The following is a 14,423-nucleotide window of genomic DNA, read 5'->3' as shown; positions in this document are numbered from 1 at the left end:
GCGGTGAACGTTACGACGTCATCGCCGGCAGGCCAGCTCCCACGGGGTTTTGCCGGGTGTCAGGGACATCGCCATACCCATTTTTTTTGTTGCGAGGCTCATTCGTCATGCCCTCTATCGCCTTTCGTTTGCCTGTAAAACGCTCCGCCCTGGCTATGGCGGTGGTGTCGACATTTTCGCTACCAACCTTCGCCGCCGACACCCAACTGCAAACCGTCACTGTCCAGGCCAGCGCCAGCGATTCCGACGATGACGCCCTGCCCACCCGGCCGGAGTCTTCGATCTACGGCGGAATCGAAACCAAGGTGCTCGACACCCCGCGCTCGATCACTCAGGTCAATGCCGAGCAACTGGCCAACGACCCGATCCGCAGCGCCGACGACCTGGTCAAATACGCGCCGGGCATCACCCGTGGTGGCGGCCAGAACGCCGGGATCGCGCCGCAATTTCGCGCCCAGGGCTCTGAAGTCTTCCAGGACGGCCAGCGCGCGTACGGTGTGCGCCACCCGGCCAACTTCAACGCCTATGAAGGCGCCGACATCGTCGCCGGTCCGTCATCCGTCACCTATGGCTCGGTGTCCGGCAGTGGCGGCTACGTCAATTACCTGAGCAAGAAACCCAATTTCAGCGAGTTCAAGACCCGGCTCAGCGGTGAGTTGGGCACCTGGGTACCCGACGGCGAATCCCGTGACTCGAGCAAATTCAGCGTCGATAACACCGGCCCGCTGAGTGACAATCTCGCCTACCGGATCAGCATTACCAAGCAGCGCCAGGAGGATTACTACGACAACGTCGACAACAACTTCGACGCCTTCTACGGCGCCCTCGCCTGGCGCAATGACAACGTGCGCGTCGACTGGAATGCCAGTTACGACGACTACTACGACTACAACATCACCCACGGCTGGAACCGCGCCAACCAGGCGTTGGTCGACCACGGCAAGTATTACGCCGGACGGGCCACGCCGATCATCCAGAACGGCAACACCCTGTGGTCGCCGGTACTCGCTTCCGGTGCGGCTGATGCGCCGACCCTGGGCTGGGTCCAACGCCAACGTAACGCCCAGGGCCAATACAGCGTGGTCGATGGCAGTTTTCAGTCAGCTTCCCCAAACACCCAAAGCAACCCCGGCAGCCTGCGAGGCTGGGTTTACGACCCGTCGCTGGCGGGCAACGGCCTGACCTCGCTGTCGTCCCAAACCGGCCAGCGCGACGAGGATGAAAACACCTCCCGGCGCTTCACCACGCAACTGCGGGTAGAAGCCGATCTGACCCCCACCATCACCCTGGCCAACAACACGTTTTACCAACGCTCACGGGACATGACCGACGCCGTCGGTTCTTTCCAGGTGCAGTCCAAGGACAATATTTTCGATAACCGCTTCGAGTTCCGCTCGCGCAACGAAGTGCAGTTGGGCGGCTTGACCCTGCGTGATGACAGCAATACCGGGCTGATCTACCGCCGCGAGTTCAACCAGTCGATCGCCGCCAACAACAGTTTCGGCTCGACCATCAACGCCTATGACCTGACGCAGGACCCTTCGGGCAAAAATCCGGGGGATCTGCTGGGGCTGACCGGTTCCAATCCCGCCGGTGGCAATGCCGGCTGGATTGGCCAGCCCGGCGTGTCGCAATTCTCCAACTTCTATGGTTGGCTGAATCTGCCCCCGATGTACCCGGCCGGTCACGGGCTCTATGCCGAATCCGTCGCGCCTTACACCGCTGAAAGTACCTGGTCCACGCGGACGTTGTTCACCCAGCACAACCTGCGATTGGGTGAGCGCGTCGGCCTGAACATCGGCGCCAGCCGCAGCTGGATCGATGCCGAAATCGAAAACCCGTTCGTGCTCGCCGGCGGCAACCCACGCAAGGACAGTGACAACTACCGGCTGTTCGCCTTTCAGGTCAGCCCATACGTAAAGCCGACCGAAAACAGCACGCTGTACTACACCTTCGATCGCTCGCTGGCGGTCAACACCGGGTTCTTCTCCAACGGCCTGGGCTGGGGCAGTGGTGCTGGCGCCAACCTGCTCAACCCGCTGGCGTTCGAAAGCCTCAGCGTGCTGCACGAAGTGGGGTTGAAAGTCGAAGCCGTGCCCAACGAACTGTTCATGACCCTGGCAGCGTTCAAGCAGGAACGGGATCAGTCACCCGACAGCAACAACAACATTGCCCGACTGGTGATCAAGGGCGTGGAGTCGACCATTCGCTACCAGCCCGATGATCACCTGCGCACGGCACTGAACCTTTCCAAACTCACCGCCTACAACGAATTTGCCTCCCAGGCCGGTTTTGCCTCGGCGGGGTTCATACCCGACAACGGCACGGTGTTCGGCGACAACAACAGCCTCAACCAGCGGCCGTCCGGGCGCTTCGACGCGGTGCAGATTCCCGAGTACACCGCCAGCGGGTATGTCGACTATCGCTTCGACTCAGGTTTTGGCGCGGAGCTTTCCGGCTGGTGGACCAGCAGCTGGTACCTGAACCTGAGCAAGACCGTGAAGATCCCCGACGAATACAACCTCGACCTTGCCGTGTATTACCGCCAGCCGCAGTGGAGCACCACCCTGCGCGTGCTCAACCTGACCAACGAGCTGAACTTCGTCAGCGGCCTGGCCGGTTCCACCAATACGTTTTTGCAACCCATGCCTGGCCGCACCTTGCTGGCCCAGGTGGATTACCAGTTCTAAGCCCGCGGCCAGCCCGCCTTCCGCCCTCAGGAGTGTTCCAATGTCCATTGAATTTGTCGGCATGATTTTCCCTCGCCAGTGGTCCGAGACCCGGGGCGTGCGCAGCCCGGATTTCGATCTGGGGTTTATCCGCCACCACGCCCGTGCCCATGAACAGGCCGGCTTCGACCGGGTGCTGATCGCCAGCGGCCCGGGCAGCGCCGACAGTCTGCAGATCGCGGCCTATGCCGCCGCTCATACCGAGCGCCTGGGTTTCATGATCGCCCACCGTCCAGCCCTCACTGCCCCGACCGTTGCCGCGCGGGCTTTCGCGACACTGGATCACACCACCGGCGGCGGCCGGATTCGCCTGCATGCCATCACCGGGATCACCGCCGAACCCCAGGAAGGCGACTTCCTGCTGGACAAGACCGAACGCTACAAACGTACTGACGAATACCTGGAGATCGTCCGGCGCACCTGGACGGCTGAAGAACCGTTCGACTTCGAGGGGGAGTATTTCAACATCAAGGGCGCTTTCTCACCGGTCAAGCCGTTGCAGCAGCCGCACATTCCGATTTCCTTCGGCGGGTCTTCGGACATCGCCTATCAGATCGCGGTAAAGCATGCGGACCTGTATGCCTTGTGGGGTGAACCCTTGAGTGGTGTGGCCGAGCAGATCGGCAAACTGCGGGCGGCTGCCAGCGCGGCGGGTGTCGAGGCGCCGCGAGTCAGCCTGTCCGTACGCTTGATTCTGGGTGCTACCGAGGAACTGGCGTGGCAAAGGGCGCAACAGATCCTCGAACAGATCAAGGCCAATCCGCAATTCGCGGCCGGCAGCCCGTGGCAAAAACGTATCAAGGGCACCGGTTCCGAACGTTTGCTTGCCGCCGCAGCCCTGGGTGATCGTCATGACCGTGCACTCTGGATGCCCACCGCCACCGCCGTCGGGGCCTACGGCGACACCACCGCCCTGGTCGGCACCCCGGAAACGGTGGCCCAGGCCTTGCTCGATTATGTCGACCTGGGCGTGACCACTTTCCTTAACCGGGGTTATGACCCGCTCTATGACACCGTGGACTACGGACGCTGGATCATCCCGGCGGTGCGCGAAGAAGCCCGCCGCCGCAAAGCGCAGGTGGCATAAGCACAGCGCAATTTTCACCAACGCCATCGCCGGCAAGCCGGCTCCTACAGAACGCGTGCATGCCACAAATCCAACTTACCCCGCAAATACTGTAGGAGCTGGCTTGTCGGGCCGCCGCATCGCAGCGAAGGCGGCATAACGGCCACCATCGCTTCGCCAGCAAGCCGGCTCCTACAGATATGTGTCACGTCACAAACCCAACGTACCCCCGCAAATCCTGTAGGAGCTGGCTTGCCAGCGAAGGCGGCATAACGGCCACCATCGCTTCGCCGGCAAGCCGGCTCCTACAGAGATGTGTCACGCCACAAAATCAACATACCGCCGCAAACCTGTAGGAGCTGGCTTGTCGGGTCGCCGCATCGCAGCGAAGGCGGCATAACGGCCACCATCGCTTCGCCGGCAAGCCGGCTCCTACAGATACGTGTCATGTCACAAATTCAACATGGCCGCGCAAATCCATGTCACCGCAATGTCGGGGAGTTTTCCAGCAGGGTGCGGGTATAGGCCGCCTGCGGTTGGTCCAGGACCTGATCGACCCGCCCCTGCTCCACCACCCTTCCCAATTTCAACACCAACACCCGATCGGCAATGGCACGGACAACGCCCAGGTCGTGGGTGACGAACAGTAGCGTCAGCCCTTCCCGCTGCAATTGACGCAACAGCGCCAGGATCGATGCCTGTACCGAGACGTCCAGTGCCGAGGTGATTTCGTCGCAGATCAGCAGCTTTGGCTCACAGACCAACGCCCGTGCAATCGCCACGCGCTGGCGTTCACCACCGGACAGGCTGTGGGGATACTGGTCCGCCACCGAGGACGGCAACGAAACCCGCTTGAGCACGGCATGCACTTTTTGCCGAGCAGACGCGCCCTTGATACCGAAGAAATGCTCCAAAGGCGCACTCAGCGTCTGGAAAACCGTTTGCCGCGGATTCAGCGCCCGGTATGGATTCTGGAAGATGTACTGGATCTGATGCCGTAGCGACCCTCTGCGCTGCCGCGCCGACAGGCTCAACGACTCGCCCGCGTAACGCAGCTCGCCCTCGGCGTTTTCTCCCAGCCCGGCAACGGCACGGGCCAGGCTGGTCTTGCCCGACCCGGACTCGCCCACCAGCGCCAGGCACTCGCCGGCAGCCACCCGCAGCGACACATCGAACAGCACCTGCCGGTCGTAGGCCAGGTTCAGGTCCTTGACCTCCAACAGCGGCGGGCACTCCACCGCCTCGGCGATTGGCGGTACAGAGGCTGGGGCAACCCGTTGCAGGGCTTGAAGATGCGGGGCCAGGCAGGCCACCCGCTGCCGTAACGACAGTTCCTGCAATGACGGCTCGAGTACCGAACACGCCGCAACGCGACGGGAGCACCGCGGTGCGAAGGCACATCCTTGCGGCCGCTGTCCCGGTGCCGGTGCATGTCCGGCAATCGCCAGCAAGTCCCGGCGTTGCGACACATCGGGAATCGCCGCCAGCAAGCCCCGGGTATAGGGATGAGCCGGTTGATGGAACAGCACGTCGCGCTGTGCAACCTCGACGATACGCCCGGCATACATCACCATCACTCGGTCCACCAGGTCCTTGATCACCGCCAGGTCATGGGACACATACACCGCCGCCACGCCCAGGCTTTTACACAACCGGCGCAACGTCGCCAGGATGTGAGCCTGGGTGGTGACGTCCAGCGCAGTGGTCGGCTCGTCGAGGACGATCAATGCCGGACGCAGTACGAAGGCCAGCGCCAGCATCACCCGCTGTTGCTGCCCGCCGGACAGTTGATGGGGAAAGCGTCGCAGGAACTGCGCATCATCGGGCAGGCCGACGTCGCGCAAGGTCTCGACGATGCGCTGCTGTTGCGCGGCGCGATCGAGTTCAACCTGATGAACGCCCAGGGTTTCACGCAGCAGACTGCCGATACGCAACGCCGGATTCAGCGCGGTTGCCGGGTCCTGGGCCACGTAGCCGATCAGGCTGCCCCGAGCCCGACGCAGATCCTCGCCCGCAAGCGTCAGCAGCGATTGACCGGACACTTCGACCTGCCCGCCGACGATCCGTGCGCCCCTTCGGGCATGGGCCAGCAAGGCGGTAGCCAGGGTGGTCTTGCCGGAACCGGACTCCCCGACCAATCCAATAATTTCTCCGCGCTCAAGATTGAAGGTGACGCCGGACAGTACGTCGATCTGCCCCGGCAACTCGACGCGCAAATCGCGAACCTGCAACACCTGCGTAGTCACTACAGGAGGACGGGATTCGATCCCGGCAATAGCGTTCATGGCTGTTTCTCTCCGATCCTTGAACTGCTGCGACCGATGCCTTCGGCCAGGATATTGGTGCCATAGGCGAAGATGCCGATCAGGATCGCCGGGGCCAATACCGCCCAAGGTTGCACCAGCAAACCCGCCTGGTTCTCGTTGATCATCAGCCCCCAATCAGCCGTCGGTGGCGCGACGCCGTAACCGAGGAAACTCAACCCCGAAAGCATGCCCACGCCCCAGGTCAGCATGTTGCCGAAGTGCACCAGCAGCGGTGTAAGGATGTTCGGCAGGATTTCCCTGAACAGAATCCGCCGCCTTGAATAGCCCATCATCTGCGCGGCCTCGACGAACTCCTGCCCCGCCACCGCCACCGCGCTGCCCCGGGCCAGACGAATCACGCCCGGGGTAAAGGCGATGGACACGGTCAATACGATCAGCCAAGGCGCACGCCCCAGCATGGAGACAATCAACAGCACCAGGATCAGGTCGGGAAAGGCCAGCGACACGTCCGCCAGCCAGGTGATCAATTGATCCAGGCGTCGCCGGGAAAATCCCGCCAACAGGCCCAGGGTGCTACCCGCCAGCAACGCGATCGACGCTGCCGCCACTGACATCCACAGCACCGACACGCCGCCACTGAGCAAGCGCGACAACACGTCATGGCCGAGAAAGTCATAGCCCAGCAACGCTTTGCCCACGGGGGCGCCGTACACCGAACCGAGCATTTCCGTTGGGCTGTGGGGAGCTAAAAAAGGGCCAAGCAGTGCGAGCACTACCACCGCCAGGGTAATCAACGCGCCCTTGCGGGTTTGCGGTTGCGCCAGCCACAGCGGCCAGCGCACAGGTCGCGAATCAGTCATGCCTCACCTCTCAAGGTGCCTTGGATGGGGAGCGACGCCACCAGGGCTGGATGCCCCGACGGTTACGCCGGATCATGGTCACCCGGCGGGCGGTGCGCAGTTTTGGCGTCAGCAGCACCGTCAGCAGATCCGCGAACAGGTTGATCAACACCACGCCCAGGGTGATCACCAGCACGATGGCCTGGACCATCGGCAAGTCGCGCATCTGGATCGCCGAGTTAAGCGAAGTGCCGATGCCCGGATAGCTGAAGATCACCTCGGCCAGCAGCGCCCCGCCGATCAAGGTGCGCAAGGTCAGGGCCACGCCCTGGATCGCCGGGATCAATGCATTGGGCAAGGTGTGACGCCAGACGATTCGCCACTCGGGAATACCCCGCAGCCTGGCGGCGACGACATAGTCGGACTCCAGCGCCTCGATCATCGACGCCCGCACCATGCGCGTCAGGTACGGCAACGTCGACAGACTCAGGGCCAGCACCGGCAACACCAGGAACTGCAATTGGCGCAGCAGCGATTTGTCCGGATCGAGAATGGACACCGCCGGCAACACGTCCATGTGCGGCATGGAAAACAGCAGCACCAGACCGATGGCCAGGAGAAAACCCGGGGTGGCCTTGAGGAAAATCAGCAGCGACAGGCTCCAGCGATCCAGGCGACTGTCACGGCGCAAGGCCAATGACACGCCGAGCAACAACGCCGCTGGCACAACCACGGCAATCACCCCGGCCAGCAGCGCCAATGTGTAGCCGAAGCGGCCGAACAGGATGTTGCCGACCGGCACATTGGAGTCCAGCGATACCCCCAGCTCGCCACTCAGGGCATTTCCCAGCCAGCGCAGGTATTGCTCGATGATCGGCCGGTCCAGGCCCAACTGGCGCTGCAAGGTGAGGATGCTTTCCAGCGGCGCATCGGGACCGAGGATCACCCGCGCCGGGTCCGAGGGCAGTGCCTGCGTGGCAATGAACACCACCAGGCTGATGACCCAAGCGGTCAGCAGGCCATAACCCAGGCGGCCGATGAACCAGGACAGCCAGGCTGGCGTGCGCGGATGCTTGCAGGAAGATTCAGGCATGGTTCACCCACATTTCATCGAAACGCCATGAAGCAAAGGTCGTTTGTTCAGGCGCCAGCCCTGCGACTCGAACAGAGGCGGCATCCAGCACGTCATTGAAACCCCAGATCAGCAGCCCGCCCCGCTCGTGTTGAATAGCCTGGGCTTCATGCACGAGCACCTTGCGCTGTTGCAGATCCGGCTGTGCCAACGCCTGTTGGTACAACGAGGTGAAACGCTCGTCGTGGAAATTGCTACGGTTGTAAATGGCCTGGGGCGCGTCGTTGTGCAGCGCCGAGGCAAGGAAACCCCGGGCCGGAGTGGAGCCCGGGGACAACAACCAGTTTTCCCGTTGCGCACCGTTGAACACCGAGCCATCGACCTGGGTGACCTTGATCTCGACGCCGGCCTTCTTCGCCTGCTGGGCAAACACCAGCGCCGCATTGACGCCCGGCCCCGGCGTAGTGGTCAGCTCCACGCGCAGATCGTTTTGCCCGGCCTGGCGCAACAGCGAACGCGCCTGATCCAGGTCGTACGGACGCTGGACGATGCCGTGGTTGTACGTCGGGTCATGGGGCGAATACAGGTCATTGGCGATCCGTCCGAAACCGTTGAGGCCGCGATCGACCAGTTCACGCCGATCAGCCAGCAGACGAAAAGCCTGGCGCACTCGCTGATCCTGAAAGGGTGCCTTGGCCAGATTCAGGTTGAAGCCGGTAAACGAGGTGCTGGGCGACGCGTAGAAATTGAGCCGGGAATCGGCCTTGAGCAACGCGCTGTGCTCAGCCTGCACGCCGCTGGCGACGTCGATCTGCCCGGCACGCAACGCGGCGGCACGGGACACCTGATCCTTGAATTCGATGATTTCCAGCTCATCGGCATAGGGCTGGCCAGGCTTGTAGTAATTGGCAAAACGCTCGTAGAGCGAGCGCTGACCGGGAATGAAGCTTTTGAGTTTGTAAGGCCCGGCGCCCACCGGATTGCTGATCGGGTCGTAGTCGGTGGGAACGATGCCACCGAAACTGATCAGGGTTTCATCCAGCGGGAAAAAGCTCTGCCCCTGCTTGAAACGGATTTCAATGGTGCGCTCATCGAGTTTGCGCAGGGCATTGCGATCGATCGCACCCACCAGGCCGGCAAACGGCGATGCCAGTTTCGGATCGGTCAGGCGCAGGATCGAGAACAGCATGTCGTCGGCGCCGATGCTCTTGCCGTGATGAAACTCCAGCCCCGGCTTGATGCGAATGGTCCAGGCGCTGGCATCGGCGTTGGGCTCGGCGAACTCGGCCAGGGCCAGGCGCGTGCTGACGTCGGTGTTCCATTCCCAGAACTTGCTGTACAGAGCCCAGCCGCGAATGATCCCGCCGCCCACCGGTTTATGCGCGTCAAGGTTGCCTGACTGGTCGCCATCGATAATGCCGACCCGCAAACGACCGCCGTGCACCGGTGTACTGGACAATGCCGTTGCGCCACTGACGGCTGCTCCACTGTCGCAACCGCTGAGCAGGCTGCTGCCTGATATCAGGCCACCACAGACCGCCAGGCCGTTACCCAGAAACCTGCGCCGGGAGAATCCTTCGCTCATGAATGACTCCTCAGGCCCGCTCGACCACGTTGGCGCGTTGTGGCACCGGCGTGTCAGCGCGCAGGCGCGGCACGTCGAAACCGTGATCAAGGTCGAGCAATGGGAACAACAGGTCCGCCACCCGGTGCGCCTCATCGATCAACGGGAAGCCGGAGAGAATGAACGCCGATGTACCCTGTGCTTCGTACTCGCGAATACGCTCGGCAACCTGCTCGGCGCTGCCTACCAGATAGGTGCCGGCCGCCGGGCCGAGGATGTTGAAGCCGAACAGGCTCGGACCCAGCCAGACGTTGGGATAGATCTGCAGGTCCCTTGCCTTGGGCAGGCGACCTGCACGGACGGCGTCGACGTTGCGCTGGATCTGCGGGTCGTCGCTGCGGAAGCTGTCCAGGGTCTCGCCCGGTGGCAGTTGCCGTTCGATGGCCGCGCGTGCGGTTTGCAGCGAGGTGCGTTGCAAGAGCTTTTCGGCGTGGGCCCAGGCTTCCTCTTCGGTCTCACGGACAATGATTTGCAGGCGGGTGCCGAACGTCAGCTCGCGACCGATTTTTGCTGCCTCGGCCGCCACTTTGCGGAATTTCTCGCCAAGTTTTGGTGGGGTGTTGGCGAAGCTCAGGTACACGTCGAGCAAATGCACGGAATGGGCAACGCCCGGCCCCGAGGTGCCGGCGCCCCACAACGGGATGCCGGGTTTCTGCCTGGGCGGATGCCAGCCACCCAATGGATGACTGGCAGCGGCCGGTGTGCGCGGTGCCAGCTTGACGTACTGGCCGTCATATCCCGAGGTATCACCGGCGTAGAAGGCCTGGAAGGCTCGCCAGTACTCGAGGCTGAAGTCATAGCGCTCATCGTGGGGGTAATGCACGCCGAGGGTAGCCAGGCCGGCATCGTTGCCGTTGACAACGTTGAACAACAGACGACCGTTGGAAAACTGATCGAAGGTCAGGGCCCACTTGGCCAACACCGCGGGCGATAACTCGCCGGGGTGCTGCGCCACCAGGAAACGCAGGCGCTGGGTGGCATCGATCAACGCGGCGGAAACGGCCAGGCTTTCGTTGGGGCTGGAGCCCAGCAGCGATCCGTAATACCCCAGGCGATCACTGGCCACGGCCAGTTGCTTCAGATGCTCGAAATCGGTTTTCCAGCGGCCCTCGGGCTCCCACGGATAAGGCCCGTCGGGGGTTGTGAGGTACCAGAGAATTTTTACAGCCATGGGCATGTACCTTGGTTATGTGTCGACCTGTGGGAGCCGGCCTGCCGGCGATGAGGCCCTCGGGCCTTGCATCAATTTCTCGGCCGCCATCGCCGGCAGGCCGGTTCCCACAGGTTTTTTGGTGGCTGGGAGATCGGCGGGTCAGGTGCGACGATCGATGGCGGGCACCAGGCCAAGCTCCGTGGCTTTTTCGTACAGCCCGCTCATTTTCCATTGCTGGGTCAGCACACCGGGACCGTAGGCGCGGGAACCGCCCAGGGCATCGGCGAGCAATTGCAGTTGCGCCCCCTCCTCGAGCAACAGGATGAATTCAGCCGTGGCGCGCAAACCCTGTTTGCCCCACACGGTAGAACCACCGTTGGCTTCCAGAATCGCCAGGGTGAAAGGGTTCTCGGCAATCCTGTCGAGGATGAAATCGACTTCCGGCTGACGTCGGTCGATGTAGACCGGCAACTCCCGGGCCAGTTGATAACGCTGCACCGGCACGTAGTGAAATGGCAGGGTGCGATGGGTCTGTGCCCAGGCGCCGAGGTACGGCGAATGCACGTGGGACACGGTGGTGACATCCGGATGCTGCTGGAACAGTCGGGTGTAGCGGCCCAAACCGCCCTTGCCTTTGCCGTAGATCACCTTGCCGTCAAAATCGGTGACCGTCGCTTGCAGTGGTTTGCGGTAGTTCCACGGACCGCCGTAGTTGACCGACACCAGCAGCTCTTCGCCGGGTACGCGTTCGATGAAACCTACCGTGCCATTGGCGGTGATGGTGTTGGTTTCACGGAACACCGTGAAGGCTTCTTCAGCCTCGATCAGCACCTTGTCGATGAAGGCCTTCAGCGCTTGGCTGATCAGTTGTTCATTAATCAGTACGGTCATGGCAGTTCTCCGGATTCAGGCGCGGCGCTTGGCCAACAGTTCATGGGCGGCTTGCAACGGGCGCGGATCGACCCAGTCGGCGATGGAAAAATCGCGTTCCAGGAAGCCGTGCAGGTAAAGGAAATCTTTCTGGATATCGAGGAACTCCAGACGCTGTGCAGAGAGGTCCGGTGCCAGCGTGGTGTGGAATTCCCCGCGATAGGCCTCGGCGACCCCGGCGCTGCCGGCACGGGTTTCCTCTTCGAGAATGGCATTGAGTGCCTCGCGGTTATTGGCAGCCCAATCGGCGGCGCTGAGGGTTTGCGCGAGGAAACGCACCACCAGGTCGAAATGGTTGTCGAGCAGGCTCTGGTGCACGGTGATCGGACGCGGCGTTCCGTTGTTGATGCGATAGCGCGGTTCAGCGATCAGGTCCAGGTCGATACCCACCACCAGGCCCAGACGCCGTGCGGCATCGGCGGCGGAAGCGCCTTTGACATACACCGCGTCGACTTCCCCACGCACCAGGTAATCGAGGCCCGACCACAGGCGCTGCAACCCTTCCTGGGGATTGGCCGCCCACTCCTGGTCCTGCAGGGCGACCTCCACCAGTTCGACATCATCGAAACCCAGCCCGGCCAGGCTCAGTGCGCCTTTGTAACCGTGCAGGCTCATGGCACGAGCGATGCTCCCCGGGCGGGTTTCACCCCAGGCTGGAAGCGCCAGGCGCTTGCCTTTGAGATCCTGCGGGCGCTGGATGCCGGAGTCAGGGCGAACCAGGATGGTTTGCCATTCCTCGATCCAGGTCAGGCCGATCAAGCGGCTCGGCGCACCGGCCGCACGGGCTGCCAGCGCCGGTACGTTACCGCCTTCGCGAAACAGTCCCGGCAGCTCGTGATCATAGTGGTGATGCCCCAGTTGACGAGCCTCCTGCAGGGTCGAAACCGGCAGGCCGTCAGCGGCGAATTCATCGCTCAGCCAGCCGAGTTTATAGGCGATTCCGGAAGCCGTCGGCACCGGGCAACGGGTGAACCAGATCTGCTCCAGTTCTGCCGTGGTATCGGGTTGGATGTGTTTCGCAGCAAGCGTCATGAGCAGCTCCATCTGGTTGGGCATGTGACTGTTGCCCAAGCCATTGCAGTGCCCGTGCCAACAGCTGAAACCCCCGGTTTACGTGGCTTGGCGCCTGCAAGGAATTGACCAGGTGCTGCAAATTGCTGGCCTGCCAGCAGCAATGCGCATCGGCTGCTGCTGCTCGAGCAGTCGCGGTCGACAGGTTGCTTCTCCAGCAACACTACCCTTTCTCGCGCTTCACCAAACCTGTGCCCCGGCACGCTTTCAAGCCCTTGGCGCAGAACTTGCTCAAGGCCCTCTCAACACCCGAGAACACCGCAAAACCTGTAGGAGCTGGCTTGCCAGCGATTGGCCTTCAAGCCTTGCGCCGTACTCAAGGACGCCATCGTCGGAACGCCGCCCGCAGCCAGCCGGCTCCTACAAGGTCATCAGCAGATCAACGACAGAGGGACAGCAATGAGCAAGGTCGAACACAACCCCAGCGGGCACCTGATACAGGAACAGGCACCGATCCGACTGCTGCAGAGCGAAGCTCAAGCCATTTCCGCGGCCAGGGAAATAGCTGTGGAGATCGCCGAAATCGCCGCAGACACCAGCCAGAACGGCCAATTGCCCTGGCGTCAGGCACAACTGTTGTCCGAAAGCGGACTGACCGCCATTGGCGTGCCGAAAGCGTTTGGCGGTCTTGGCGCTTCGGTGGAAACCATCGTCGAAACCGTACGCCTCATATCAGTCGCCGACGGCGGCGTCGGCCAGTTGCTGCAAATCCACAACGTCATGTTGCGCGGGATTTTCACCGGCTACAGCGATGAGATTCGCGACCGGCTGATCCGCGATGTACTCGCTGGCAAACGTTTCGGCAACGCCTTGGCGGAAGTCGGCGGCAAGAACAAGTTCGCGCTCAAGACCCGGGTCGAGCGGCGTGCCGATGGCAAGCTGATCCTCACTGGCAGCAAGTTCTACTCCACCGGTTCCTACCTTGCCGAGTGGATCTCCCTGACGGCCGCCAGCGACGAGGGCGGCGCCGGGGTGCTGCTCAACCGCAACACGCCCGGCCTGACACTGGTGGATGACTGGGAAGCCTTCGGCCAGAAGAACTCCGTCAGTGGCACGGTGATCTTCGACAATATCGAGCTCGACGAAGGCTTCGTTTCCCAGCGCAAAGGTCCGATGAAGCGCACCGGCCTGACCTTCCCGCAGATTCTCCATGCCGCCATCGACACCGGCATCGCCGAAGGCGCGCTGGCGGCCGCGGTGGACTACCTCAACCACAACGCCCGGCCATGGGTGGAAAGTGGCGTCGATCACGCCAATCAGGAGCCGCACATCATCAAGCAGATCGGCGAATACGCCGTGGCCCTGCGCGGTGCGCAATCCTTGCTGCGCGATGCTGCACGGGTGTTCGACCAGCACGAACTCGACCCGGACAACAAGACTCTGCAGGACGAGCTGATTCTCTCGGTGGCCACCGCCCGTGCCCACTCCGACTCGGCCTCGCTGAAAATCTCCAGCGACATTTTCTCCCTGCTCGGCGCCAGCTCATCACTGAGCAAATGGAACCTCGACCGCTTCTGGCGCAACGCCCGGGTCCACACCACCCACGACCCAATCCGCTGGCGTCTGCATCACGTCGGCAACTACTACCTCAACGGCGTCGATCCGGGAGAGTACACCGCGATCCTCAACGCCAAGGAAAAACAGGGCGCCACCCGCCCCAAAGAGCAATGAC

General features: G+C 62.5%; 10 protein-coding genes. 3 read left to right on the top strand and 7 right to left on the bottom strand.

Features of this window, described 5'->3' with window-relative positions; translation table 11 throughout:
- Positions 1-107: 107 nt before the first annotated feature.
- On the top strand, positions 108-2,690 hold the full coding sequence (locus ACM6I6_RS06495; protein WP_414919627.1) for a TonB-dependent receptor plug domain-containing protein: 2,583 nt from the start codon (positions 108-110) through the stop codon (positions 2,688-2,690).
- 40 nt (positions 2,691-2,730) lie between these two features.
- Positions 2,731-3,816 carry an LLM class flavin-dependent oxidoreductase gene (locus ACM6I6_RS06490; protein ID WP_414919626.1) on the top strand — a complete coding sequence of 362 codons (1,086 nt, stop codon included), beginning with the start codon at positions 2,731-2,733 and terminating at the stop codon, positions 3,814-3,816.
- A 461-nt stretch (positions 3,817-4,277) separates the two neighbouring features.
- Here ACM6I6_RS06490 and ACM6I6_RS06485 read toward each other — a convergent pair whose 3' ends face one another.
- From ACM6I6_RS06485 to ACM6I6_RS06455, 7 genes are all read right to left on the bottom strand, one after another.
- Positions 4,278-6,080, bottom strand: coding sequence for a dipeptide ABC transporter ATP-binding protein (locus tag ACM6I6_RS06485; protein WP_414919625.1), 1,803 nt, complete (start codon positions 6,078-6,080; stop codon positions 4,278-4,280).
- Positions 6,077-6,922, bottom strand: coding sequence for an ABC transporter permease (locus ACM6I6_RS06480; RefSeq protein ID WP_414919624.1), 846 nt, complete (start codon positions 6,920-6,922; stop codon positions 6,077-6,079). Before ACM6I6_RS06480 ends, ACM6I6_RS06485 begins: the two co-directional genes overlap by 4 nt.
- A 10-nt stretch (positions 6,923-6,932) precedes the next feature.
- Positions 6,933-7,994: an ABC transporter permease gene (locus ACM6I6_RS06475; RefSeq protein ID WP_274076180.1), complete on the bottom strand. Its 1,062-nt coding sequence runs from the start codon at positions 7,992-7,994 to the stop codon at positions 6,933-6,935.
- Positions 7,987-9,558: an ABC transporter substrate-binding protein gene (locus tag ACM6I6_RS06470; protein ID WP_323608499.1), complete on the bottom strand. Its 1,572-nt coding sequence runs from the start codon at positions 9,556-9,558 to the stop codon at positions 7,987-7,989. Before ACM6I6_RS06470 ends, ACM6I6_RS06475 begins: the two co-directional genes overlap by 8 nt.
- A 10-nt stretch (positions 9,559-9,568) precedes the next feature.
- Positions 9,569-10,768, bottom strand: a complete 1,200-nt coding sequence (locus ACM6I6_RS06465) for an LLM class flavin-dependent oxidoreductase (protein ID WP_323608498.1) — start codon at positions 10,766-10,768, stop codon at positions 9,569-9,571.
- 141 nt (positions 10,769-10,909) lie between these two features.
- Positions 10,910-11,641: a class II aldolase/adducin family protein gene (locus ACM6I6_RS06460; protein WP_274076177.1), complete on the bottom strand. Its 732-nt coding sequence runs from the start codon at positions 11,639-11,641 to the stop codon at positions 10,910-10,912.
- Between the two features lie 15 nt (positions 11,642-11,656).
- Positions 11,657-12,712: an ABC transporter substrate-binding protein gene (locus ACM6I6_RS06455; RefSeq protein ID WP_414919623.1), complete on the bottom strand. Its 1,056-nt coding sequence runs from the start codon at positions 12,710-12,712 to the stop codon at positions 11,657-11,659.
- A gap of 438 nt (positions 12,713-13,150) precedes the next feature.
- Between ACM6I6_RS06455 and ACM6I6_RS06450 the strand changes: the two genes are divergently transcribed.
- A complete protein-coding gene (locus tag ACM6I6_RS06450) occupies positions 13,151-14,422 on the top strand; it encodes an acyl-CoA dehydrogenase family protein (RefSeq protein ID WP_414919622.1) in 1,272 nt (423 codons plus the stop codon).
- The last annotated feature ends 1 nt before the right edge of the window (position 14,423 follow it).

This window comes from Pseudomonas sp. IT-P218, from assembly GCF_949767605.1.
In the GTDB taxonomy this organism is placed as follows: domain Bacteria; phylum Pseudomonadota; class Gammaproteobacteria; order Pseudomonadales; family Pseudomonadaceae; genus Aquipseudomonas; species Aquipseudomonas putida_AE.
Note: the sequence above shows the minus strand (reverse complement) of the source record. Positions and strands in the feature narration are given on the sequence as shown.

Excerpts from the sequence above, each read along its gene's own strand:
- ACM6I6_RS06460 (WP_274076177.1), bottom strand. The coding sequence starts at position 11,641 with ATGACCGTACTGATTAATGAACAACTGATCAGCCAAGCGCTGAAGGCC.
- ACM6I6_RS06450 (WP_414919622.1), top strand. The coding sequence starts at position 13,151 with ATGAGCAAGGTCGAACACAACCCCAGCGGGCACCTGATACAGGAACAG.
- ACM6I6_RS06485 (WP_414919625.1), bottom strand. The coding sequence starts at position 6,080 with ATGAACGCTATTGCCGGGATCGAATCCCGTCCTCCTGTAGTGACTACG.
- ACM6I6_RS06495 (WP_414919627.1), top strand. The coding sequence starts at position 108 with ATGCCCTCTATCGCCTTTCGTTTGCCTGTAAAACGCTCCGCCCTGGCT.
- ACM6I6_RS06455 (WP_414919623.1), bottom strand. The coding sequence starts at position 12,712 with ATGACGCTTGCTGCGAAACACATCCAACCCGATACCACGGCAGAACTG.
- ACM6I6_RS06475 (WP_274076180.1), bottom strand. The coding sequence starts at position 7,994 with ATGCCTGAATCTTCCTGCAAGCATCCGCGCACGCCAGCCTGGCTGTCC.
- ACM6I6_RS06480 (WP_414919624.1), bottom strand. The coding sequence starts at position 6,922 with ATGACTGATTCGCGACCTGTGCGCTGGCCGCTGTGGCTGGCGCAACCG.
- ACM6I6_RS06465 (WP_323608498.1), bottom strand. The coding sequence starts at position 10,768 with ATGGCTGTAAAAATTCTCTGGTACCTCACAACCCCCGACGGGCCTTAT.
- ACM6I6_RS06490 (WP_414919626.1), top strand. The coding sequence starts at position 2,731 with ATGTCCATTGAATTTGTCGGCATGATTTTCCCTCGCCAGTGGTCCGAG.
- ACM6I6_RS06470 (WP_323608499.1), bottom strand. The coding sequence starts at position 9,558 with ATGAGCGAAGGATTCTCCCGGCGCAGGTTTCTGGGTAACGGCCTGGCG.